Below are 21136 nucleotides of genomic sequence, written 5' to 3'. Positions count from 1 at the left end.
AGCCGCTAGAACGACATCTTCATGAGTTCCTGATATGCGGTCATGACCTTGGCGCGCACGGCGCTGGTCATGGACATGGCCAGCCCGGCCTTTTGCATGGTGATCATGAGTTCGTGGACATTCTGCCGTTTTCCCGAGGCGAACTCCTCGATCATCAAATTCTTTTCCGCCTGCATGTTGTTGACCTTGTCAAGGGAGCTCTTCAGCGTGTTGCTGAATCCCTCCACCGGGGCTTGTGGCTTCTGCAACCGGGAGGCCACCGTGGAATCCACCGACCTGCGGCGCATGTCCATGGCGTTCTGATAGGCGTTGATGGCGATGCTTTTGACAACCATTGCTTTGCTCCTTGATCCTTACACGCCGATCTGCAGCGCCTTGTTGAACATCTGCTTGACGGACTCGATGGTTTGCACGTTGGCCTCGTAGCCTCGGGTGGCGTTCATCATGTTGGTCATTTCCTCGACCACGTTGATGTCGGGGTAGTAGACATAGCCCAGGTCGTTGGCATCGGGATGATGCGGCTCGTAAACTTGCTTGAAGGGGCGCTCGTCAGCGGTCACGCCGAGCACCTTGACCCCGTGCAGCTCGCGGTTGAGCTGGTTGTTCATGGCTTCGTCAAAGGGCGAGTAGACCGGGGTGGATTCAAACGAGACCGATTTGCGCTGGTAGGGGCCGCCCTCCAGGGTCTTGGTAGTCCGCATGTTGGCCATGTTCATGGAGATGACATTGAGCGTGGCGCGTTGCGCCTTGAGCCCTGACGCGCCGATGTCGAGTGCGGTCATGAAGTCCATTTACTTGCCTCCTTCCATTATGACTTTCTGCAACCCTTCGAAATTCTTTTTGATGACACTGGCCAGGGCGTTGTACATCAGGCCGTTCTTGCCCATGATGGCCATCTCCTTGTCCATGTCCACGCTGTCTTCGCCATGGACATGGCGGGGTTTGAAGTCCTTGATGCCGTCGCCCTGGAACCCGTCCGCGTTGAAGACTGCGGGCAGATGGCTCTGCTGGGTCCGGGTCATCTTGCCGCGCGCGTCGTGGTTGAGCGCCTGCTGGAGCTTGTCCTCGAATTCGAGACGGCGGGCTTTGTACTCGGGCGTATCGACGTTGGAGATGTTGCCCATGACGACATTTTGACGTTCCAGCCTCAGGTCGAGGACCTTTGCCGTCAATTGGATGTGATTCCCGAAAAGTCCCTTCATGCCTTGTTCCTCCTGCGTTTCCTGGCATCCCGGCATCGGCGGGCATATTTTTCCGCCGATCTCGCGAGGTGATTAGCAACTAGCGTTCCAATTGCATAATTACTTGATCTTATTGATTTAAGCGGATAGCTAGTGGTTGTCCCGCTTTCAGATGGCCCATTGCTGGGCGACGACCATGCGACATAAATTATAGGTAATGGGTGGGAACAATATGCAGGGTGGTCTGCCGACACTTGGGGGCGGGGCAGGGCACTATTTGCCCTGTGAATATGATAACATTGTTATTTCAGCTGTTTGTCCTGTGTGGGCAAAAAAATGTGCATCCCCACAAGGTGGGTTTTCTTTATGGTTCGCAAAGCTTTTCGCGTTTGGCACACCGTTTGCTTGGCACATGCGCGGGCCGATTGAGGCCCAGGAGACTTTCGACCTGGCCGCCGGGTAAAGGAGAAATGGAGGGGAATGTCATGAGTGGACATCTGGATTACGAAATCAACAAGGAACTCGGTGAGTGCTACCTGTTCATGGGTGAGCTCGACAAGGCTGAAGAGTATTACAAGAAAGCCGTCAGCTCCAATGGCATCCACCCTGATCCGTACCTGGGGCTGGCCACCGTGGCCGTGCAGCGCGGCAATCTGGCCGACGCCCTGATCATGTACGAGAAGGCCCACAAGATCGAGCCGACCGACAAGAGTCTTTCCGGAATCGCGCTCATCAGGATGGAAAACGGCGAAAAGGAGAATGCCTATTCCCTGTTCGTCGAAGCCGTCAGGATGAACCCCGAAAACATGGTCGCCCTGTTCAGCCTGATCAGGCTCGGCCATGAACTGGAGCGTGTGGCAGACATCATTCCTTATCTCAGGAACTATCTTGAGATAGACCCGGCCAAGCACGAAGTGCGCTTCTCCATGGCCGGTTGCCTCATGTGCTCCGGGCAGCCCGATGCGGCGCGGGAACAGCTCGAGTTCATTCTCGAAGCCAATCCCGATTTCAGCGCTGCCAGGGAACTGCTCGAGCAGCTCCAGGCATAACTGCGGTCTCCCCTCCCCGTTGATTTCCCGCCCTGCCCGCCTCGGCTGGACGGGGCGGGAAATCAGCCTCTCCCTGGAGACCGTCACAGGGGTGCTGCCCCGGACATAGCTTGCCTTTGAACGGCAAATCTGGCACAGCCTCTCAAAACACACAGAGAGGACTGCGCATGAACCTGTTGCCTGTCAAAAGAGCGATTTTGTCCGTCACCGACAAGTCCGGCCTGGCCGAGTTCGGCTCGTTCCTTGTCGAAAACGGCTGCGAGCTGATCTCCACCGGCGGCACCAAGAAGATGCTGGCCGAGGCCGGTCTGCCCGTCACCCCGGTCAGCGATGTGACCGATTTCCCGGAGATCCTGGGGGGCCGGGTCAAGACCCTGCATCCGATGATCCATGGCGGCATCCTGGCCGACAAGGACGACGATGGACACATGGAAACCCTGCGCGACTTCGGCATCGAGCCCTTTGACCTCATCTGCGTCAATCTTTACAATTTCGCCCAGGCCGTGAGCAAGGGGCTGGGCCTCAAGGACGCCGTCGAGCAGATCGACATCGGCGGGCCGACCATGCTGCGCGCCTCGGCCAAGAATTTCCATTCCATCCTCGTGGTCCCCGATCCGCAGTATTATCCCAGAGTCATGGCCGAGATCGCCGAGTCCGGGGGCGTGTCCCTCGCACTGCGCAAGGAAATGGCCGCCCTGACCTTCAAGCTGGTGTCAGAGTATGATGCCATGATCGCCAGCTATCTGGCGGAGAACGACGCGTAACGGGCCGGGAGCGGACGGCGTTGCCCGGTGCCGTCCTCGCCGGTCTGAAAGGAGCGGGCCATAGCCCAGAAACCAAAGGGCAACCTGCAAGGGTTGAAACCCAATCAGATCAAACGACTTGTCCGGCTTTACCAGCGGCAGTTTCCGCCGGATTCCAATTACACCATTGAACAGGCGCGCGAGCTGGCCGACCTGAGCGCGGACACGGGTCGCCAGATAGCCCTGCTCATCGACCGCCAGGGCAGGGTGGAGATGGTCCTGGTGGGCGACAATCGCTCCATCTACATCCCCGAGCTGCCCAGGGCGCGCATGAGCTCCGGCAGGCTGCGCGGCCTGCGCCTATTGCACACGCATCTTGCGGGTGAATCCCTCTCCCAGGAAGACCTCATGGACATGGTCTTCCTGCGGCTTGACTCGGTCACCGCGCTGACCGTGGCCGAGGGTGGCCCGCAGACCGCCCAGGTGGCGCACCTGCTGCCGCCCAACCCCGACGACAAGAGCTACGAGGTCTTTGATCAGGTCCGCTGGGACAGGCTCGACCTCGATCTGGCCAAGCTCATCGAGGCACTGGAGGACGAGTTCAGCCGCCAGATCGGTGCCCGCGACCTGGACAGCTCCGAAGAGCGCGTTCTGCTCGTCAGCGTGGACGACACCCCGCAAACCGTGCAGCAGCTTTCCCTGGAGGAGCTGGCCGAGCTGGCCGACACGGCGGGGCTCGTGGCCGCCGGGACCATGATCCAGCGCGTGCGCAAGAAGAATCCGAAATTCATCATGGGCAAGGGCAAGCTGGCCGAGCTTGAGGTCAAGGCGTTGCAGACCAACGCCTCGGTCGTCATCTTCGACCAGGAGCTCTCGCCCACCCAGATCCGCAACCTGGCCGAGATCACGGAGCGCAAGATACTCGACCGCACCCAGCTCATCCTCGACATCTTTGCCCAGCACGCCACCAGCGCGTCGGGCAAACTCCAGGTGGAGATGGCGCAGCTCAAGTACACCCTGCCGCGTCTGGTGGGCAAGAACAGGGCCATGTCGCGCCTCATGGGCGGCATAGGCGGGCGCGGGCCGGGCGAGACCAAGCTCGAAATCGACCGTCGCCGCATCGACGACCGGCTGACCCGGCTCAAGAAGGAACTGGAGCAGGTGCGCAAGCGGCGGACCCAGACGCGCGAACGCCGGGCCAAGGCCGGGCTGCCCATCGTCTCGCTGGTGGGCTACACCAACGCGGGCAAGTCCACGCTGCTCAACACCCTGACCCAGTCCAAGGTGCTGGCTGAGGACAAACTCTTCGCCACCCTGGACCCCACCAGCCGCCGCATCCGCTTTCCCCAGGAGCGCGAGGTGGTGCTGACCGACACGGTCGGCTTCATCCGCCGCCTGCCTCCGGACCTCAAGGAGGCCTTTCGGGCCACGTTGGAGGAGTTGGAGTCCGCTGACCTGCTGGTGCTCGTCTGCGACGCGGCCCACCCCGAGGCCGAGCAACAGGTGGAGGCCGTGCGCTCCATCCTGGCCGACATGGAGCTTGACGCCATCCCGTCCATCCTGGTGCTCAACAAGTGGGACCGCCTTGACGAGGAGGGGCGTGAAGCCATGGGCAATGTCTTCCCCGGTGGCATCCCGGCCTCGGCCCTGAACCGCAGCTCGCTGGAGCCGGTGGTGGAGGCGATCCTGGCCGCCATCCCCTGGGGCCGACTCGCCGACTGACCCACCCGGCGCGGCCAGCGCCCCCTGTTCTGGAAAAGAAACGAGAAAAGGCCGGACATCTGTCCGGCCTTTTGATTGGATTCCGGAGCCCGGCTGGGCTCCCTGTTTTTTTCTGTGGCTGTCCCGGATCAGAGCAGGAGCCGGGCCAGGTTGTATCCGGCCACGGCCATGCCGTAGGCCAGGACGGTGGAGCCCACAACGCTGTAGGCGGCCCAGGTCCAGCTCGATTCGCGGGCCATGGCCACCACGGTCACGAAGCAGGGGGCGTAGAGCATGGTGAACAGGATCAGCGCCACAGCCGAGGCCGGGGTGAACATGGGGTCGTTCACCAGTTTCTGGGCCAGGGTGTTGGTGTCTTCGGGGTCCACCTCGCCCAGGGAATAGGCGGTGCCGAGGGTGGAGACGATGACTTCCTTGGCCGCGAATCCGCCGGTCAGGGCGATGTTGGTGCGCCAGTCGAACCCGGCAAAGCGCGTGATCGGTTCCAGGGCGGTGCCGATGCGTCCGGCCACGGTGTGGTGGATGGATGCCTCTGCCTCGGCGTTGTCCACTTGGGCGAGCTGTTCCTCCAGGGCGGCCATGGCATTTTCGTCTGCGTCTGTGTTCAGGGCTTCGAGCTGGGCGACGATGGGGGCGCGCTGCGCCTCGAAGGTCGCCGTGCGCTCTTCGGGCAGTTGCGGGAAGGTCATCATGGCCCAGATGAGGATGGAGATGCCGAGGATGATGGTACCGGCCTTCTTGGCGTATTCCCAGGTGCGCTCCCAGGTGTGGATGAGCACGCCGCGCAGGGTGGGCATGCGGTAGGGGGGCAGCTCCATGACAAATGGGGTGGAGGCGCCGCGGATGATGGTGGAGCGCAGGATGCGGGCCACGACCAGGGCCATGACCCAGGCGCCCAGGGTGATGGTGAGCATGACCGCTGCCGCGTTGTTCGGGAAGAAAGCCGCGGTGAGCATGAGAAAGACCGGCACCTTGGCCCCGCAGGTCATGTAGGGGGCGACAAAGATGGTGGCCAGTTTTTCCTTGGGGCTCCTGAGGGTGCGGGTGGCCATGACGCCGGGCACGGCGCAGCCGCCCGCGATGCCGCCGGAGACGATGAAGGGCAGCACCGAGGTGCCGTGCAGGCCGAAGATCTTGAAGACGCGGTCGAGCATGTAGGCCATGCGCGCGATGTAGCCCGAGTCCTCCAGGGCGGAGATCATCAGGAACATGAACATGATCAGCGGCACGAAGCCGAGCACGCCGCCCACGCCGTCGATGATGCCCGAGACGAGCAGGGAGCGCAGATGCCCTTCGGGCAGGGCGTTGGTGACCGTGTCGCCGAGCCAGCCGAACAGGGATTCGAGCCAGCCCATGGGCACCTCGCCCACGGTGAAGGTGATCTGGTAGATCATGTAGACAATGCCCAGCATGATGAGCGGGCCGAGGAAGGTGTGGGTGAGCACCTTGTCCATCTGGTCCGAGCGGCTGATGCGGTCGGCGTCGAGAACCGGGTAGGTGACCACGTCCTTGATCATGCCTGCGATGAAGCCGTAGCGGTGGTCGGCGATGAGGGCGTCGGGTTGGGCCTTGAGGGTCTTCTGGGTGTGGGTGGCCACTTCCTTTGCCATGTTTTCAAGGGTACTTGAGAGGGCGGAGTTGACCATGCGCCCTCTGATGATCACATCCTCGTCGCGCTCCAGGTATTTGATGCCGGTCCAGCGGGCCGGGACCTTGTCGGTCAGGAAGGATTCGGTCTCGATGAGCTTTTGCATCGCGTCCAGGACCGGGTCGAGGTCCGGGCCGTAGGAGATGTTCAGCGGCTTCCACTGGCCGTGCTGCTCCTTGGCCAGGGCCAGGGAGGTGCGCAGCAGTTCGTCCGCGCCCTTGCCGCTCCTGGCCACGGTCTCCACCACCTTGCAGCCGCTCAAGGCGGCCAGTTTTTCGCTGTCGATGTCCTTGCCGCTCTTGCGGACCTCGTCCATCATGTTCAGGCCCAGCACCAGGGGCACGCCAAGCTCCATGATCTGCACGGCGAGGTAGAGGTTGCGCTCCAGGGCGTCGGCGTTCATGACGTCGATGACCACCTGGGGCCGCTCCTCCACCAGGAAGTTGCGGGCGACCAGCTCCTCCTGGGTGTAGGCGGTCAGGGAGTAGGTGCCGGGCAGGTCCACCAGTTCGATGGTGTCCTCGCCTGCCTTGATGATGCCGACCTTCTTCTCGACCGTGACGCCGGGCCAGTTGGCCACATGTTGGCGCGCGCCGGTCAGGGCGTTGAACATGGTCGTCTTGCCGCAGTTGGGGTTGCCTGCGATTCCGAGGGTGTATTTGCCCATGATGCCTAGTCCTCCAGGGGGGCTACGGTGACGTGATCCGCCTCGCTGTTGCGAAGGGTCAGGGTGAAATCCTTGAGTCTGAGGGCCACGGGATCCTTGAGCGGCGCCTTGCCGATGACCTTGCACTGCGTGCCCGGAATCAGCCCCAGGTCGCGGATGCGCCTGCCAAGCTCGCCCTCGGCGGTCACGGTCACGATCTTTAGCATCTGGTTGACCTTGGCCTTTCTCAGGCAAAAACTGTTGTCCATGCTGGTGTTCCCTTGTGCGATGTGTTGAAAATCATTTTCAATTAAGTGGCAAAAAAATTACTTTTCGCAGCAGGAGCGGGTCTCGTTCCTGTCCTGCGTCCCGGAGCAGCCGCCGCATCCCCCGCATCCGCAGGACGCGGATTTGGCCGTGAACTGCCGGTAAATCCTGCGGCCCACATATCCGGCTGCGACGAGCACTATGGCTGCGACGAGTATCGTGTCTGACATGGCTTCCCTCACTTTTCTGATTCCTCTTTGGACGGACAGGTGGAAAATAGTGATGTTGAGAATCAATGTCAAGCGCCGGGATGCACTTTGTCAAATTGGGTGGAGACAGTGCGCGCCAGGTGGCCGTGTGCCTCGCCTCCGGGGGGCCGGACTGGGTCCGGCTTGTCAATTTCCGCTATTTGGCTTATATCCAGCCCCTTGATCAAGGAGAACCCTACGGGTGAGAACCAAGCTTTTACTGATCGCTGAAAAGGGTCCGGCCAGGGACGCCTACCTCGAAGTCCTGCGCGATATCGACATTGATGTCGATTGCGTGGCCTCGCCCGACGAGATCGGCGGGGCCATCATCGAGGTCCCTTACAGCGGGCTGCTCATAGACGTGCCGACCATGATCCGGTGCGAGTGCGTGGACAAGAACCGGGTCAACAGCATCATGCAGCGCTTTCCGGTGCTGCGGCTGATGTACAATCCGGGGTTTGGCGGTATCCGCGGCCTTGCCAGGGGCGGCACCCTGCGTGACAACCGCGATCTGGCGGAGTTTGTCCTGAACGAGTGCGTGCCGTTTGCGCCGCGTTCGATCCGGGTGACGCGGCGTCAGGAGGTGATCTTCAATGTCCTGCTGCTGGTCGATCCGGCCAGCCTCGATGCCGGGGCGGAGCGCACCGTGACCATCAATGTCTCGGAGCACGGGTGCTTCGTCTTCACCGCTGCGCAGTGGCGGCTGAACGCCCCGGCCTGGCTCGTGATCAGCGAGTTTGAGGACAAGACGCCCATCGAGCTTCGCGTCCGCTGGCGGCGCGTCTGGGGAGAGGCCATGCTCCTGCCCGGCATCGGCACGACCTTCGAGGCCATGACCACGCACCAGTACGTGCAACTGCACTCATTTCTCTAAAGCAAAGGGACGGACCGGATGAGCGACGACTCCAAAGAATTCATGGCATGGATCGACGCCCTGACCAAGGGTATCATCGCCGGGTGCGCCTTCGGCTATCTCTTCAGCCTGACCGGTCTGCTCCCGCCGGCCAAGGCCGTGGTCCTCGGCGGCCTGGCCGGCTGCCTCGCCTCCATCACCTTCAAGAACCGGCGCGACGACAAGCGGGACAAGGGAAAAATGGACCGGGAAAAGTTGGATCAGAAAAAGCGGGGCCGGGATAAGTAGGGCTTTTCTGTTGGGGGGCGCTATGGCTTCGCTTCGGCGCACTCCGCAGCTGTGGTGAGGGGGAAAGTCAGGACAAAAGTGCTTCCCTTGTTCACTTCGGATTCGGCCCGGATTGTCCCGCCGTAGTGTTCAACAATATGGCGCGAAATGGACAGTCCCAGGCCTGATCCGCGGATCCCGATGTCCTGGATTTCCTGCCCCTGGACTTGGTGGAATTTGGTAAAGATCTTTTCCAGGTCCTCTTCGGGAATGCCCACGCCGGTGTCGATGACCCGGATTTCCAAGGTGTCGCGGGCATCGTTGAGGCCCGCCCGGAGGGTGACGGTCCCAGTCTTGGTGAATTTGGCCGCATTGTTGAGGAGATTGATGATCACCTGGGTCATGCGGTCAGGATCCAGGAGCATCTCCGGCAAGTCCGCTGGCACATCGGTGATCAGTTCCAGGTTGGTGTTTTCGATGTAGAGCCCCGACACGGCGTTGGCGGCCTGGGCCAGCACTTGGGACGGCAGGACACACTGTTCGTTCCACTTCATGCGTCCTGCCTCAATGCGGGCCAAGTCCAAAAAATCATTAACCAGCCGGGTCAGCCGCTCGCCCTCGTGGACGATGATGTCCAGATTGGCACAGATACGGTTGCCCATTACTGTCGCATCGACCACGCATCCGGCCCCGGGGAGGAACTTCTTGCAGAAATCGCGATGGATAAGCTTGGCAAAGCCGAGCACACTGGTCAGCGGGGTGCGTAGTTCGTGGGAAACCGAGGAGAGAAAGTCTGTCTTGAGTTGGTCCAGTTCCTTGAGGCGCAGGTTGGCTTGTTCCAATTCCGCGGCCTTACGTTCCAGGTCCATGGTTCGGTCGGCCACCAGTTTTTCCAACTGACGGTTCATTTCTGCCAGATCGTGTTCGGCCCGTTTGCGCTCGGTAATGTCCATGGCAAAGCCTTCGATGAGTTCCAGGTCTCCGTCGTCGTCGAATACGCCGCGGCAATTGATGGATATCCACATGCGGGATCCATCCCTGCGTTAGAATTCCGCCTCGAAGCCGGAGAGCTGGCCGGTGGTCCGCACGGCATGGAGCAGTTCCTCGCGGGTGGAGGAGTCGACATATAGCTGATGGGGGATATCGGTGATCGCGTTGATGAGTTCGTCAGGCGTCTTGTATCCGTGCAACTGGGCCATGGCCGGGTTGACCGATATGAAACGTCCGGATGGCGAGGACTGGAAGATGCCTTCCACCGCGCTTTCGAACAGGGTGCGGTAGCGCTCCTGCGCCTTGGCTTCCTCTTTTTGCGCGCGTTTGCGCTCCTTACGGCTCTCGGCCTCGCGCAGCTCCCGCTCCACGGCAGGGATGAGCCGTGCCCAGTTGCCCTTTTTCACGTAATCGCTGGCACCGGCCTTGAGAATCTCCACGGCATTTTCTTCCACCAGCACACCGGAGATGACGATGAACGGCACGTCGAGGCCCTTCTCGTGGACCAGACGCAATGCCTCGCGGCCATCAAATGCGGGCATCTGGAAGTCGGAGAGGATGATGTCCCAGTGCCCTTCATCCAGCGCCCTGTCGAGGGCTTGCGGCGTATCCACCATCTTCCATTCCACATCGTAGCCGCCTTTTTTCAACTCGCGCAGGGTGAGCAGGGCGTCGTCTTCCGAATCCTCGACGATTAGAATACGTATCGGTGTGGACATGGCGACCTCCTATTCCCGGCCAACGACAAAAAAGATCGTGGTCCCCTTGTCTTTCTCCGACTCGGCCCAGATGCGGCCGCCGTGGCGGTTGATGATGCGTTTGGCCGTGGCCAGTCCGGTGCCGAGCCCAGGGTATTCCTGGTCCGGATGCATGCGCTGGAATGGACCGAACAGTCTGCTTCGGGCGTACTCCATGTCAAAGCCGACCCCGTTGTCGCGGACGAAGCAGACCGCTTCGCCGTCTATGTCCATGCGTCCGAACTCAATTTGGCCATGGTCCAGTCCCACCGTGAACTTCCAGGCGTTGTCCAGCAACTTTTCCAGGAGGAAGCCCGCTTGCCTGCGGTCCATGGGCATCGTGATCCCATCGGTTACGGAAAACTTCGGTGCGTGGGCGTCGTGCCAACTCGCCACCCGGTCCGCCGTTTCCCGAGCGAGCTTCGAGAGGTTGACTATCTCGATCCGCATGTCGCCCCGCGATTGGCGCGACATCGTAAGCAGCCCGTCGATGTATTCGTTGATCCTTATGCCGCCCTTGCGAATCCGCTCGAGGTAGTCACGTCCGGTCTCATCAATCTGGTCGCCGCAATCCTCGATCAGGGCCTGACTGAAGCCATCAATGGCTCGAAGAGGTGCGCGCAAGTCATGGGAAAGAACGTAAAGCAACTGGTCCATCTCTTGATTCAATTCGTCGAGCATGCGTTGGCAGTCTGTGGGTTCCATGGTCTATTCCTCTGTCGGACCCACGTTGAGCACCAGCCAGTAAAGGCCGAGCTGACGGACGGCCTCGCTGAACTGGTCAAAATCAATGGGCTTTCGGATGTAGCTGTTGGCGCCGAGGCTGTAGCTGTCAAGCAGATCCTGCTGTTCCTTGGACGAGGTCAGGATGATCACCGGCAACAGCCGGGTATGTTCATCGTCCCGGATCTTCTGGAGAACCTTAAGGCCGTTGACTTTGGGCAGCTTCAGGTCGAGCAAGATGATCTGCGGAGAATCTTTAATGTCGCGGTCGGAGTATTCGCCGGTGCAGAACAGGTAGTCCAGCGCCTCGGCTCCGTCCTTGGCCACGACAACGGTGTTCATAATGTTGTTCTTCTTGAATGCCCGAAGCGTTAAGGCAACGTCATCAGGGTTGTCCTCAACTAGCAAAATGATCTTGGATGTGGCGTTGAGCATCAATTACTCCTCTTGCAGTGTAAATAGGAATGCGGCGCCTTTGCCGACCTGCCCTTCCGCGCGGATCTTCCCGCCGTGTTTGCGTATGACACGGTCCACTATGGCCAGACCTATGCCCGTTCCCTCGAATTCCTCCTGGGAATGCAGGCGCGAAAAAGGCTGGAACAGCCTGTCAGCATACTGCATGTCGAATCCTGCCCCATTGTCGCGCACGACGAACCATGTCGTCCCCAGAGTCTCTTCGGTGCCAAACGAAATGGTGGGGGTGTCGGTGCCAGCACTGAATTTCCACGCATTGCCCAGCAGGTTTTCGAGGAGCAGCCTGACAAGGCGTTCATCCGCCTCGGCGGTGAGGCCGGGCTGGATATGCATGTTGACGTGGGGCTCGGGGGAGCCCTCCAGGATGGCGTTCACCACCTCAAGGGCTGTCCGGCTGAGATCCACGGTCTCGCGCTTCATTTCCATGCGGGTCATGCGCGACAGGGTCAGGATGTCGTCGATGAGTTCACCCATGCGCTGGCTCGCTTTGCGGACCCGGTCCAGGAAGTCTAGCCCCTTGGCGTCGAACTTGTCTCCATAGTCCTCGATCAGGGCTTGGCTGAATCCGTCGATGGCCCGGAGCGGCGTACGCAGATCGTGGGAAACGGAATAGGAAAAGGCTTCGAGTTCCTGGTTGGCCGCCTCCAGTGCCCTGGTGCGCGCCTTGACCCGGTTTTCCAGCTCTGAGGCCAGACGCACCAGGATGGATTCCCGTTCCCGGTAATAGTCCACCCGGAGCTTGAGTTCGCCCGGCGTCAGTTTCAGGTCGGCCAGAATCTCGGCGTACATGTTGGAAAGGCGTGCCTTTTCCTCCGAGGTATACACCTCGGCATTCTTGAGGGCCAAATGCGCTTCGGCCACCCCCACGGAGCCGGACAAAGTTTTTTCCACCTCGCCGAGCAATTCTGCCAGCTGAGTGAGCGAAACCGCACTTTTTCCCGAAAGCCCGACGCGGCTAGCACAGGCAAGGAACATGGCTTCAGCCTCATCAATGGGGACATAGCTGGTCAGGGTGGTGATGATTTTCTTGGTCTTGGCCTTGAGATCGATGGTAGCCTCGCCAGCCATATGGGTGGGGCTGCTTCCCTGATTGAGGATAGTGACGAAATCCTTGGCCAGGGTCATGCCCGTGGCTCTGTGCTCGAAGAGCATGGATCCGGCCATGTAGAGCCCCACGTTGAACAGCATGGACCAGAACACGCTCTGGCTGAGCGGGTCCATGCCGATCATGCCAAACAGCGTTTCCGGCTTGAGGAGTTCGATGCCCATGGGCCCGTTTTGGACGAGGCTCTGGAATGCCCAATCGCTCTCGGCAAAGACAGGAATCACCAGAGTGTAGAACCAGATGGCAAAGCCGCTGATGAGGCCTAACTGAGCCCCCACTTTGTTGCCTCGCTCCCAGAATAACCCGCCGAGGATGGAGGGCGCGAACTGGAGGGCGGCGGCAAAAGAGATCATGCCCATGTTCACCAGCATGACCGAGTCTCCCACTGCGGCATTGAACCAGTATCCCGTCAGAATGACCAGGGCCACCCCGAACCACTTGATTCGGAGAAGATGATGTCGGAGGGGCTCAAGGGGCTTTACGGCTCGAATGACCGGCAATACGATGTGGTTTGTCAACATGGTGGACAGGGTCATGGATGAGATCATGACCATGGCCAGGGCTGCAGACACTCCGCCGATGTAGACGAACAGGGCCAGCCAGGGCTGGTCATACCACATGGGCAGGCGAAGGACGTAGGTATCGGCCATGGTTTTGGCAAAGCCGATGCGCAGTCCGTCCAAGGCGATGGGTATGACGAAGAGCGAAATGAGCAGCATATAGAGCGGAAGCAGCCACATGGCAGTGGCGATGTGTTTTTCGTCGGAATTTTCCACCACGGCTACATGGAACTGACGCGGCAGGAACATGATGGCAGACATGGACAGGATCATGTATGTGGTCCAGGTGGCGTAAGGCGTTTCGCTCTTGCCTGACAGGGTGATGATTTCTCCCAGATCATGGCCCATGGTCTGGGTTTTGTGGAAGAGGTCGTCCAGCCCGTTGTGGGCGATGTAAGTGACGAATATGCCGCAGGCCAGGAATGCGGTCAGCTTGACGATGGACTCCACGGCCACGGCCGTGATCATTCCCTGGTGCCGTTCCGTCGGGTCGATGCGGCGCACGCCGAACATGATGGTGAAGGTGATCATGAGGACGACCGTGATGGGGCCAATCTGATCATGGATCCAGGACGAGGCATGGACGGGGTCGCCCGCGATGATGGTGAAGGTAGCGACAACGGACTTGATCTGCAGGGCAATATATGGCGTGTTTCCGATCAGTGCGGCGCACGCCGCCAGGGCTGCCAGGGATGTGGATCGGTCGTAGCGGGCGGAAATGAAGTCCGCAATGGATGTGATGCGGTAGCGGTTCTTGATGCGGACCATGCGGCGCATGATCTGCCACCACAGGATGATGGTCAGGGTGGGGCCGATGTAGACCGTGGAGAAGAGCATGCCCGAAGTGGCTGCCTTGCCCACGCTGCCGTAGTAGGTCCAGGAAGTGGCGTACACGGCAAGGGACAGTCCGTAGACGACCGGGCTGCCGGATATTTTCTTGCTCAGGGAGGAACTTCCCTCGACCCATTGGGCCAGGAGAAACAGCAGTCCGAAGTAGACGAGCAGCACGAGTAACACGGTCAACGGACTGAACACGGCCTACCTCTCCCCGTCCGTTTTCCCGGTCCGCCTGGTGAATTCCCCCATCGCGATGAGCAGGACGACGATCACGAACCAAGCAATGATCAGGTAGCTGAATATACTTGTTTCACCGGCACCGGACGGCATGGAGAGGATGGGCCAGTTGAATAGCAGCATCCCGACAAGAAAGAGCAGGACGGCAAGGCTTTTGGATTTGAAGAATTTGCTGATTCGGTCCATAGTGGCCTCCCCTTCTAGGAGATGTCGCACAGGGCGCGCTGTCCGCACGCGGCAGGTGGGTTGCCGAGCCAAATCAGTATAGCAGAGTATTTCTGTTTTTGCGAATCTTTGCGTTGACCCGGATGAACCTTTTTTTATGACCGACGCGCCGGCTCGATCAGGAAGGTATTGAGGCACAACTGCTTCACGTCCACCTCCGGCAGATCGGGCTCGATCCGGCGCAGACCGGCCAGTCTGGCTTCCACCTCGGTCTTGTGCAGCCTGGGGAACTTGTTCAGGGCATAGCGCACTTTGCGCCCGTTTCTGCCCGGCTGCCGCGCCCGCAGCAATTTGCTCAAGTATTTGCGCCAGCATTTGGCGTTTTCCCAGAACCCCAGCGGCTCGGGCAGCCATGTTTCGCGGCCTGCGGCATGAACTGCCGCGAGTTCGGCAATGGTCCTGGCCGCGTTCTTTTCGACATTGGCCAGACAGGGGCTGATCCGGGCCAGGAGCGCCTTGCGGGCGTCGTCGGCCATGGCCGCGCTGCATTCCATGTGCGCCAGCGCTTTGTCCGGCGATGTGGTCCTGATGCCGATTTCGGTCATCAGCGTGGCAGAGCCTTCGATGCCTTCATAAGGCTCGTATTGCAGCACGGGCTTGTCCATGAGCATGGCCTCCAGGCCGGTGGTGCAGTCGTGATGGATGACGACTCCAGCAGAGGCGATCCACTCCCGCGCGGAGCCTTGCTTGGTGACAAAGACATTGGGCAGTCCGCCCAGCCTTTCCGAGTAGAAGCGACTGTTTTCCGCTGGATGCGGCCTGATGATCACATGTTTTTTCGGATGGGCGTGCGCCAGGGTCCGCGCCAGTTCGATCAGGGCCAGGGCGGTCTTTTCCTGATGCCTGCACCGCCGCTCAAGGTGCGCCCGGTGCTCCGGCGAGCCGTACACCTTCCATTCGTCCATGCGGCTGAGCATCCGCATGTAATGTTCAAACCCCATCTCGTGGTTGAACATGCCGAAGCTGGTGTTGATGAGGGAGTAGTCTTCGCCGTGACGGCCAGCGATGTCCTGGTTCCTGTAGTAGGGGACGAACTTGGGCGCGAGCAGGTCAAAAGAGGGATGGCCCGTGACCAGGATGTCGTCGGTCCGCTCGCAAGGCACGAGCTGATCCAGGATGTCCTTCTGCCGTTGGCCCCACATGCAGATGGCCGTGGCATGATCAATGACTCTGGCGAAATTTCTCTGCATCTCCGGCGGATCGTCAACAAAGCCCTGTCCCTCGGAGTTGAGGTTGAGGACAATGCCGTTGTTGTTCAGCACCGTGGTGTTGGTGGCTTCCTGCTGGTCGCTGTCAAAGAGGATCAGCGGGCTGCGGCTGTGCATGACATATTCGTTGGCCATTCGGTCGCCCAGCAGGGTGGGGAGACCGCGCGAGGCGAGATGGAGGGCCTGATAGAGCACGCCGTCCAGCTCGCGGATGATGATTTCGACCTGGAAGACGCAAAGCATGTGCGCTGCCCGCTACAGGTTTTCCACCCGGTGTTTCAAGTTCCACTCGCCGTTGACTTTTTCCCAGAGGTGGGGCGAGCGGTGCTTGTCGCACAGGTCGTGGAAATGCTCGGGAGTCATCCCGATGTAGTCCATGATCTCGTTGAAATAGACATCCGGGAACTCCCCGTCGTATTTGTGGACCAGGGCCACGCCTTCCTCGCGGGTCAGGTGCTTGTTGCGGATTTCCTGCGAGGCGTCGTAGGTGGTCCGGCCAATGCCGAACTTGATGTGGGTGGTGTAGTAGTGCAGGTCGTCGATCTTGTCGTCGATGCTGTTGTACTTGCTGTAGGTTCCCTGCGTCCTGAAGGGCCGGGCCTTGAAATCGGTGTTCTCGACCGCGAAATAATAGGCTTCCTGCGGCGTCCAGGGAACGTAGTAGCCGAGGTAGTGAACCTCAATGGCGGATTTGGCCAGCCGGTCCGCGTCTGCCGGAAAATAGGTTGAGAGCTCGTTCAGGCGCAATCCGTGGACTTCGATGAGTTCCTTGATGGACACGCCGCCAAGGTACAGGTCGTCGATGTTCTTCATGCTGTAGTACGACTTGTCGCGCAGCGAGGACGAGGTCTCGGCAATGGGGTTGCCGTATTCGGCCTCGGGCTCCCCGTAGAAAATGAGCGGGATGTTGTATTCGAGCGCGACCTTGGGGGCGAGGTTCTTCTGGCCCAGGATGAAGGTCTGGAACGGGTGCAGCAGGTTCTCGATGGCCAGCTTGGTCAGCAGCTTGTGCGCCCGGCCATTCTGGTTGAAGGTGATGTTGTCGAACCCGCCGACCTCGATCCAGTTGCGGAAGTTCCGGTATCCGTAGTCCGTGTACATGATCGGCGGCCAGGTCACGGTCAGCGGATTCATCCCGTACTTGTACTTGATGACATGGGCGGCCAGCGCGCTGTCCTTGCCGCCGCTGCCGGGCACGATGCAGTCGTAGCCGCCGTCGTTTCTGCGGTGCTTGTCGCACAGGGCGAGCAGATGGTCTTCCCGCGCCTTCCAGTCGATGTCGATCTTCTTCTGCTCATTGTAGCGGCAGGCGTCGCACACGCCGTCCTCGTCTATGTGCAGAGTCGGGGTGATCCTGTCGCGGGTATGCTTGAACTCCGGGTAGGAGCTGGGCCGCTGGTTGGACATGACACATTTTCTGCAAAAGCGGACTTCCTCGGGAAGGCCGAAGAGGGTCTTTGGTCTGGTCATTTATGCTGCCTCCGCAGAATGGATCTGCCTTGCGAAATTGGTGTAGATTTGCAGCCCCACAACCCCGCTTCTCTCGGGGTGGAACTGGAAGGCCGTGATGTTGCCCAGCATGCTTCCTGAACAGAAAATCACGTCGCCGTAAGTGGTTTGGCTCAGGACGGCGTTGGAGTTTTCCGGCACGACATGGCAGGAGTGGACAAAATACATGTCTGCTCCGGGACTGACGCCTTCAAGCAGCGATCCGGACCAGCCTGCCGCACCGCGCGACAGGGGCAATTCAATGGTGTTCCAACCCACCTGGGGAACCTTGAGCATCCGCCCGGCCATCTGCTGGACTGGAAAGTACCGGACTGTTCCGGGGATGAGGTCAAGCCCCTTGTGGCACCCAAACTCCTCGCTTTCGGTAAAGAGCAGTTGCTGGCCGAGGCAGATGCCGAGCAGGGGGGTGCCCCTGTCGGCCACATCCCTGATCGGCACCACCAGATCGAGCCTGCGCAGGGCGTTCATGGCGTCACCAAAGGCACCCACGCCAGGCAGAATCACCGCTCTGGCCGCGAGTACCCGCTTCGCGTCGTGGGTGATCTCCACCGACATGCCCACATGCTCGCAAGCGTGCTTGATGCTGAAGAGATTGCCCAGGCCGTAGTCGATGATGGCCACATCGATGTCAGACATATGCTTCCTTCATCCGGCAGGGGAGATTGCGCGCTTGCATCGCTTCCTGAATGTCGCGGATGGAACACGGCGTGAGCTGGGTGAACGTGCGCCCGGTCTTGAGAAATTCGATGTTGCCTTCCTGCTGGTATTCGTGGGATTTCGATTTTTCCATCAGGGACTCAATGGTCTTGTAGTGCAGAACCGAGGCCATGCTGACCGCATCGGCCCGGCCTTGCGTGATCACATTGGCCGCATCGGCGGGACTGCCGCATCCGCCGCCCGCTATGACCGGCACGGAGACGGCTGAGGCGATGGCCCGGGTCAATTCGATATCATACCCCTTGCCCGTGCCTTCCTGGTCGATGCTGGTGATCATCAGCTCCCCGGCCCCAAGTTCACAGGCGCGCTTGGCCCACTCCACAGCGTTCACCCCGGTGGTCTCCCTGCCGTATTCCACCAGGGCCTCCCACTCGCCGTTGGCGCGCCGGATCGCCTCAATGGACACGACGATGGTGGATGAGCCGAAGGCCACGGATGCCTCGCGGATGAGTTCAGGCCGCTTGATGGCCTCGGTGTTGATGGCGACTTTGTCCGCACCGGCCCGAAGCACCGCGCGGATGTCGTCCACCGAGCGGAGCCCGCCGCCCACGCACAGGGGGATGAAGATTTCCGACGAGGTCCGCTTGACGATGTCGTGCAGGCTGTTGCGGTCGTAGAGGCTGGCCACGGCGTCCTGAAAAAACAGTTCGTCCGCCCCGTTTTCGTAGTAGTGGCGGGCAAAGTCCTCTGGTTTTCCAAGGACACGCAAGCCCTCGAAATGAATGCCTTTGACGAGGTTCGGCCCCTTGATGTCCAGCCGCGGTATGATCCTGAATTTCATGAAGGGCCTGCTTACCAAGCGGTCCAGCCGCCGTCAACCAGGAGGTTCTGGCCGGTGACGTAGGCGGAGAGGTCGCTGGCGAGATAGAGCAGGGCGCCCTTCATGTCTTCCTCGGTGCCCATACGGGCCAGCGGGGTGCGGGCCACGTAGCGTTTGACAAAGGGGTCGGGCTGGCCGCGCTCCACGCCGCCGGGGCTGATGCAGTTGACCCGGATGTCCGGGGCCAGGGTGGTGGCCAGCCAGCGGGTGAGCTGGGTCAGGCCGCCCTTGCTGGCGGCATAGGCCGCCGGGTTGCCCATGGCCGTACCCTCGTAGAGCGACATGTCCGGGCCGACCACGCCGTAGGTGGAACCGATGTTGACCACCGAGCCATGGCCCGAGGCGCGCAGCAGCGGGGTCGCGGCCTGGATCAGGGCAAAGGGGGCGGTCAGGTTGACCTCAAGGGCTGCCCGCCACGTGTCCACGCTCTGCCCCTCGAATGGGGTGACCCAGCCGCTCAGGCCCGAGGTGCCGACAAATCCGGCGCAGTTGACCAGGATGCCGAGGCCGCCCAGAGCCCCTGCCACTTGGGCCGGGGCCGCGATCACGGCGTCCGTGTCGGCCAGATCAATGGCGAGGCCCATGGCCTTGACTCCGTATTGGCTCGTCAGGCGGGTCGCGCACTCTTCGGTGCGCGCCGGGTCGATGTCCAGAACGGCCACGGACGCCCCGGCCTCGGCCAGGGTCTCGCAAAAGGCCATGCCGATGTGACCGGCTCCGCCTGTGACCAGGGCGGTGCGCCCGGTCAGGTCCATCAGTTGCTTGATGCTTTTCATTGTTTGTGCTCCAGCAGGAATTGGGCAAAGGCGAAATCCAGTTCGGTGTCGATGTCCACGGCCCGCTCGGTCGGGATCTCCACGGCCTTGACCCGGCCTTGGAAGATGGCGTCGTGTTCAAGGATGAAGCGCGGGCTGGAGACATAGGCCACGGTGGTCATGTCAAAGACAACTGGCGCGTCCTGCCGCCGGGTGATGGCCGCGCCGGGCGGCATGGCCACCGAGGCGTAGCCGCGATCATCCAGAACGACCATGTTGAACGAGGGGTGCCGCTCAGCCTTGCGCGTGGTGACAACCATGTCGCAGTCGCCTTGCAGATAGAGTTCGATGCATTGTCTGACATCCGTTCCGGTTCTCAGGGGCGCGGTGCACGGCAGGGAGACGAATACGTCGAACTCCCCGACTTCGTTGACCGCGTGTCTCCAGGCGAGCCATTCCGGCGAATCGTCGCGGGCCAGATTGGCCGGGCGCATGAACGGCACTTCGGCCCCGTGTTCGCGCGCCACGGCGGCAATGGCCGGGTCGTCGGTGGAGACGATGATCCGGTCCACAAGCCCCGAGTCGCGGGCCGCGTTGATGGCATGGCCGATGAGGGGGATGCCCCCCAGGGGCTTGATGTTCTTGCCGGGCAGCCCTTTGGATCCGCCGCGTGCGAAGATGAATCCGAAAATCTTCATGCCGTCACCCATTGGCCCTGTGTTGCGGCGCGTTCGGCGGCCTCGATCAGGCCGAGCACGGCCAGCCCCTGTTCAAAGGAGCACAGCCGGGCCGTCTCGCCCGAAGTCAGCGCCGCAAGTTGTGCCCGGTAGGTGGCGTCCCGGTCGAGGTCGAAAACCTTGGCCTGCCCCTCGGCTTCGAGCCGTCCGGTGATGAAGTCCGCGTGGATGCTCAGTTCCTGGGCGTTGATCTCGAACCCCCGCCGGGCGGTGCGGTTGAGATAGTCGAGGTGGATGGACACCGACGGGCAGCGGCTGGTCTCAAGGAGCAGGTCAAAGACATCATCCGAATCGATGGCCAGATCGCTGAAATGGCCGCCGATGGCCGCGACCCTGCGCCACGGGCCGAGCAGGTGCAGGGCGAGGTCCAGCTCGTGGGAGAGGTCGCGCAGCACGCCGCCGCCCTGATCGCGCCGGGCCGAATACCCGGCGGTGTAGTCTGTGCCGGGCCGCCAGTCGGGCAGATACTGGCCGACAAAGAAACGGGCCGAGAAGATTGGGCGGTCGGTCAGGAGCCGGGCGGCCTCCTGCACCAGGGGGTGCAGGCGCAGGTTGTAGGCCGCGAAAATGTGTGCCGTCTCTGGCGGGAGGGTCGCCGGAACATGGTCGAAGAGGGGTTTTTCCACCAGGATGCGGCCGCTGAACCCGTGAGCGAGCAAGGCGCGCAGGGTGTCGTGATGGTCTGCCGTGGGGGTGGAGATCACGGTCAGGCCCGGCATGTTCCCGTCCAGGGCGTCGGCGAGGTCGGTGAAGACCGGAAACGGACACTGCGGGTTGCGTGTCACGCACCGCACCTCGTGGCCCATCTCCGCGAGCAGGCGGGCGTGCCGTGCGCCGATGGAGCCGTATCCGATGATCAGGGAGCGCATCCGGCTGCC

The 21136-nt window shown here is 61.1% G+C and carries 24 protein-coding genes and 1 pseudogene; 5 read left to right on the top strand and 20 right to left on the bottom strand.

Going from position 1 to position 21136, the window contains the following annotated elements; translation table 11 throughout:
- Positions 1–5: 5 nt before the first annotated feature.
- Genes fliE through flgB form a run of 3 tightly spaced genes read right to left on the bottom strand, consistent with a single transcriptional unit; the run spans position 6 to position 1202 of the window.
- Positions 6–335: a flagellar hook-basal body complex protein FliE gene (gene fliE, locus DAES_RS10135; protein ID WP_013514932.1), complete on the bottom strand. Its 330-nt coding sequence runs from the start codon at positions 333–335 to the stop codon at positions 6–8.
- Between the two features lie 18 nt (positions 336–353).
- The gene (flgC, locus tag DAES_RS10130; RefSeq protein WP_013514931.1) at positions 354–791 is read right to left on the bottom strand and encodes a flagellar basal body rod protein FlgC; all 438 of its coding nucleotides are present in this window, start codon (positions 789–791) and stop codon (positions 354–356) included.
- Positions 792–1202 (bottom strand): flagellar basal body rod protein FlgB, encoded by a 411-nt coding sequence (gene flgB, locus DAES_RS10125; protein ID WP_013514930.1) that lies wholly within the window; start codon positions 1200–1202, stop codon positions 792–794. It lies immediately after the preceding gene.
- 464 nt (positions 1203–1666) lie between these two features.
- Between flgB and DAES_RS10120 the strand changes: the two genes are divergently transcribed.
- The 3 genes from DAES_RS10120 (at position 1667) to hflX (ending at position 4695) form a co-directional block, all read left to right on the top strand.
- On the top strand, positions 1667–2230 hold the full coding sequence (locus DAES_RS10120; protein WP_013514929.1) for a tetratricopeptide repeat protein: 564 nt from the start codon (positions 1667–1669) through the stop codon (positions 2228–2230).
- A 167-nt stretch (positions 2231–2397) separates the two neighbouring features.
- Positions 2398–2994, top strand: a complete 597-nt coding sequence (locus tag DAES_RS10115) for an IMP cyclohydrolase (RefSeq protein ID WP_013514928.1) — start codon at positions 2398–2400, stop codon at positions 2992–2994.
- 93 nt (positions 2995–3087) lie between these two features.
- A complete protein-coding gene (gene hflX / locus DAES_RS10110; RefSeq protein ID WP_013514927.1) occupies positions 3088–4695 on the top strand; it encodes a GTPase HflX in 1608 nt (535 codons plus the stop codon).
- A gap of 128 nt (positions 4696–4823) precedes the next feature.
- On the opposite strand, the gene feoB is transcribed toward hflX, so the two are convergent.
- The 3 genes from feoB to DAES_RS17350 are packed head-to-tail and all read right to left on the bottom strand — an operon-like array spanning position 4824 to position 7486.
- Complete coding sequence (feoB, locus tag DAES_RS10105) at positions 4824–7010, bottom strand: ferrous iron transport protein B (RefSeq protein WP_013514926.1); 2187 nt, start codon at positions 7008–7010, stop codon at positions 4824–4826.
- A 5-nt stretch (positions 7011–7015) separates the two neighbouring features.
- On the bottom strand, positions 7016–7258 hold the full coding sequence (locus tag DAES_RS10100) for a FeoA family protein (protein WP_013514925.1): 243 nt from the start codon (positions 7256–7258) through the stop codon (positions 7016–7018).
- Positions 7259–7315: 57 nt separating this feature from the next.
- Positions 7316–7486 carry a FeoB-associated Cys-rich membrane protein gene (locus DAES_RS17350; RefSeq protein ID WP_013514924.1) on the bottom strand — a complete coding sequence of 57 codons (171 nt, stop codon included), beginning with the start codon at positions 7484–7486 and terminating at the stop codon, positions 7316–7318.
- A 220-nt stretch (positions 7487–7706) separates the two neighbouring features.
- Here DAES_RS17350 and DAES_RS10095 point away from each other — a divergent pair, with 220 nt between their 5' ends.
- Positions 7707–8378: a PilZ domain-containing protein gene (locus tag DAES_RS10095; protein WP_013514922.1), complete on the top strand. Its 672-nt coding sequence runs from the start codon at positions 7707–7709 to the stop codon at positions 8376–8378.
- An 18-nt stretch (positions 8379–8396) separates the two neighbouring features.
- A complete protein-coding gene (locus DAES_RS10090) occupies positions 8397–8645 on the top strand; it encodes a hypothetical protein (protein ID WP_013514921.1) in 249 nt (82 codons plus the stop codon).
- A 20-nt stretch (positions 8646–8665) separates the two neighbouring features.
- Here the strand turns inward: DAES_RS10090 and DAES_RS18105 are convergent, their stop codons facing one another.
- The 14 genes and pseudogenes from DAES_RS18105 to DAES_RS10030 form a co-directional block, all read right to left on the bottom strand.
- Positions 8666–9493, bottom strand: coding sequence for a sensor histidine kinase (locus DAES_RS18105; RefSeq protein WP_287555096.1), 828 nt, complete (start codon positions 9491–9493; stop codon positions 8666–8668).
- Positions 9494–9550: 57 nt separating this feature from the next.
- Positions 9551–9655, bottom strand: a pseudogene (locus DAES_RS18100) (hypothetical protein); the annotation flags it as partial.
- A 12-nt stretch (positions 9656–9667) separates the two neighbouring features.
- Positions 9668–10333, bottom strand: a complete 666-nt coding sequence (locus tag DAES_RS16965; RefSeq protein ID WP_049776396.1) for a response regulator — start codon at positions 10331–10333, stop codon at positions 9668–9670.
- A gap of 9 nt (positions 10334–10342) precedes the next feature.
- The gene (locus tag DAES_RS10080; RefSeq protein ID WP_013514920.1) at positions 10343–11056 is read right to left on the bottom strand and encodes a sensor histidine kinase; all 714 of its coding nucleotides are present in this window, start codon (positions 11054–11056) and stop codon (positions 10343–10345) included.
- A 3-nt stretch (positions 11057–11059) separates the two neighbouring features.
- A complete protein-coding gene (locus tag DAES_RS10075) occupies positions 11060–11509 on the bottom strand; it encodes a response regulator (RefSeq protein WP_013514919.1) in 450 nt (149 codons plus the stop codon).
- Positions 11510–11512: 3 nt separating this feature from the next.
- On the bottom strand, positions 11513–14248 hold the full coding sequence (locus tag DAES_RS17850; RefSeq protein WP_013514918.1) for an ATP-binding protein: 2736 nt from the start codon (positions 14246–14248) through the stop codon (positions 11513–11515).
- A gap of 3 nt (positions 14249–14251) precedes the next feature.
- Entirely contained in the window at positions 14252–14473 is a 222-nt protein-coding gene (locus DAES_RS10065) for a hypothetical protein (protein ID WP_013514917.1), read from the bottom strand.
- Between the two features lie 134 nt (positions 14474–14607).
- Positions 14608–15963, bottom strand: coding sequence for a surface carbohydrate biosynthesis protein (locus tag DAES_RS10060; RefSeq protein ID WP_013514916.1), 1356 nt, complete (start codon positions 15961–15963; stop codon positions 14608–14610).
- A 12-nt stretch (positions 15964–15975) separates the two neighbouring features.
- The gene (locus DAES_RS10055; protein ID WP_013514915.1) at positions 15976–17190 is read right to left on the bottom strand and encodes an N-acetyl sugar amidotransferase; all 1215 of its coding nucleotides are present in this window, start codon (positions 17188–17190) and stop codon (positions 15976–15978) included.
- Positions 17191–17865 carry an imidazole glycerol phosphate synthase subunit HisH gene (gene hisH / locus DAES_RS10050; protein WP_013514914.1) on the bottom strand — a complete coding sequence of 225 codons (675 nt, stop codon included), beginning with the start codon at positions 17863–17865 and terminating at the stop codon, positions 17191–17193. It abuts the gene before it with no gap.
- Entirely contained in the window at positions 17858–18727 is an 870-nt protein-coding gene (gene hisF, locus DAES_RS10045; RefSeq protein WP_013514913.1) for an imidazole glycerol phosphate synthase subunit HisF, read from the bottom strand. Before hisF ends, hisH begins: the two co-directional genes overlap by 8 nt.
- 11 nt (positions 18728–18738) lie before the next feature.
- A complete protein-coding gene (locus DAES_RS10040; RefSeq protein ID WP_013514912.1) occupies positions 18739–19542 on the bottom strand; it encodes an SDR family oxidoreductase in 804 nt (267 codons plus the stop codon).
- Positions 19539–20219, bottom strand: coding sequence for an acylneuraminate cytidylyltransferase family protein (locus DAES_RS10035; RefSeq protein WP_013514911.1), 681 nt, complete (start codon positions 20217–20219; stop codon positions 19539–19541). The genes DAES_RS10040 and DAES_RS10035 overlap by 4 nt, the downstream gene beginning before the upstream one ends.
- Positions 20216–21127, bottom strand: a complete 912-nt coding sequence (locus DAES_RS10030; protein WP_013514910.1) for a Gfo/Idh/MocA family protein — start codon at positions 21125–21127, stop codon at positions 20216–20218. Before DAES_RS10030 ends, DAES_RS10035 begins: the two co-directional genes overlap by 4 nt.
- Positions 21128–21136: the final 9 nt, after the last annotated feature.

Source organism: Pseudodesulfovibrio aespoeensis Aspo-2, from assembly GCF_000176915.2.
Classification (GTDB): Bacteria; Desulfobacterota; Desulfovibrionia; order Desulfovibrionales; family Desulfovibrionaceae; genus Pseudodesulfovibrio; species Pseudodesulfovibrio aespoeensis.
The sequence above is the reverse complement of the archived record's forward strand: the minus strand, read 5'-3'. Positions and strand labels throughout refer to the sequence as shown.

Coding starts and splice junctions, on each gene's coding strand:
- fliE (WP_013514932.1), bottom strand. CDS start 335: ATGGTTGTCAAAAGCATCGCCATCAACGCCTATCAGAACGCCATGGAC.
- DAES_RS10035 (WP_013514911.1), bottom strand. CDS start 20,219: ATGAAGATTTTCGGATTCATCTTCGCACGCGGCGGATCCAAAGGGCTG.
- hisF (WP_013514913.1), bottom strand. CDS start 18,727: ATGAAATTCAGGATCATACCGCGGCTGGACATCAAGGGGCCGAACCTC.
- feoB (WP_013514926.1), bottom strand. CDS start 7,010: ATGGGCAAATACACCCTCGGAATCGCAGGCAACCCCAACTGCGGCAAG.
- DAES_RS10090 (WP_013514921.1), top strand. CDS start 8,397: ATGAGCGACGACTCCAAAGAATTCATGGCATGGATCGACGCCCTGACC.
- DAES_RS10075 (WP_013514919.1), bottom strand. CDS start 11,509: ATGCTCAACGCCACATCCAAGATCATTTTGCTAGTTGAGGACAACCCT.
- flgC (WP_013514931.1), bottom strand. CDS start 791: ATGGACTTCATGACCGCACTCGACATCGGCGCGTCAGGGCTCAAGGCG.
- hisH (WP_013514914.1), bottom strand. CDS start 17,865: ATGTCTGACATCGATGTGGCCATCATCGACTACGGCCTGGGCAATCTC.
- DAES_RS10120 (WP_013514929.1), top strand. CDS start 1,667: ATGAGTGGACATCTGGATTACGAAATCAACAAGGAACTCGGTGAGTGC.
- DAES_RS16965 (WP_049776396.1), bottom strand. CDS start 10,333: ATGTCCACACCGATACGTATTCTAATCGTCGAGGATTCGGAAGACGAC.
- flgB (WP_013514930.1), bottom strand. CDS start 1,202: ATGAAGGGACTTTTCGGGAATCACATCCAATTGACGGCAAAGGTCCTC.
- DAES_RS18105 (WP_287555096.1), bottom strand. CDS start 9,493: ATGGACCTGGAACGTAAGGCCGCGGAATTGGAACAAGCCAACCTGCGC.
- DAES_RS10040 (WP_013514912.1), bottom strand. CDS start 19,542: ATGAAAAGCATCAAGCAACTGATGGACCTGACCGGGCGCACCGCCCTG.
- DAES_RS10080 (WP_013514920.1), bottom strand. CDS start 11,056: ATGGAACCCACAGACTGCCAACGCATGCTCGACGAATTGAATCAAGAG.
- DAES_RS10060 (WP_013514916.1), bottom strand. CDS start 15,963: ATGCTTTGCGTCTTCCAGGTCGAAATCATCATCCGCGAGCTGGACGGC.
- DAES_RS10055 (WP_013514915.1), bottom strand. CDS start 17,190: ATGACCAGACCAAAGACCCTCTTCGGCCTTCCCGAGGAAGTCCGCTTT.
- DAES_RS17350 (WP_013514924.1), bottom strand. CDS start 7,486: ATGTCAGACACGATACTCGTCGCAGCCATAGTGCTCGTCGCAGCCGGA.
- DAES_RS10065 (WP_013514917.1), bottom strand. CDS start 14,473: ATGGACCGAATCAGCAAATTCTTCAAATCCAAAAGCCTTGCCGTCCTG.
- DAES_RS10100 (WP_013514925.1), bottom strand. CDS start 7,258: ATGGACAACAGTTTTTGCCTGAGAAAGGCCAAGGTCAACCAGATGCTA.
- DAES_RS10115 (WP_013514928.1), top strand. CDS start 2,398: ATGAACCTGTTGCCTGTCAAAAGAGCGATTTTGTCCGTCACCGACAAG.
- DAES_RS10030 (WP_013514910.1), bottom strand. CDS start 21,127: ATGCGCTCCCTGATCATCGGATACGGCTCCATCGGCGCACGGCACGCC.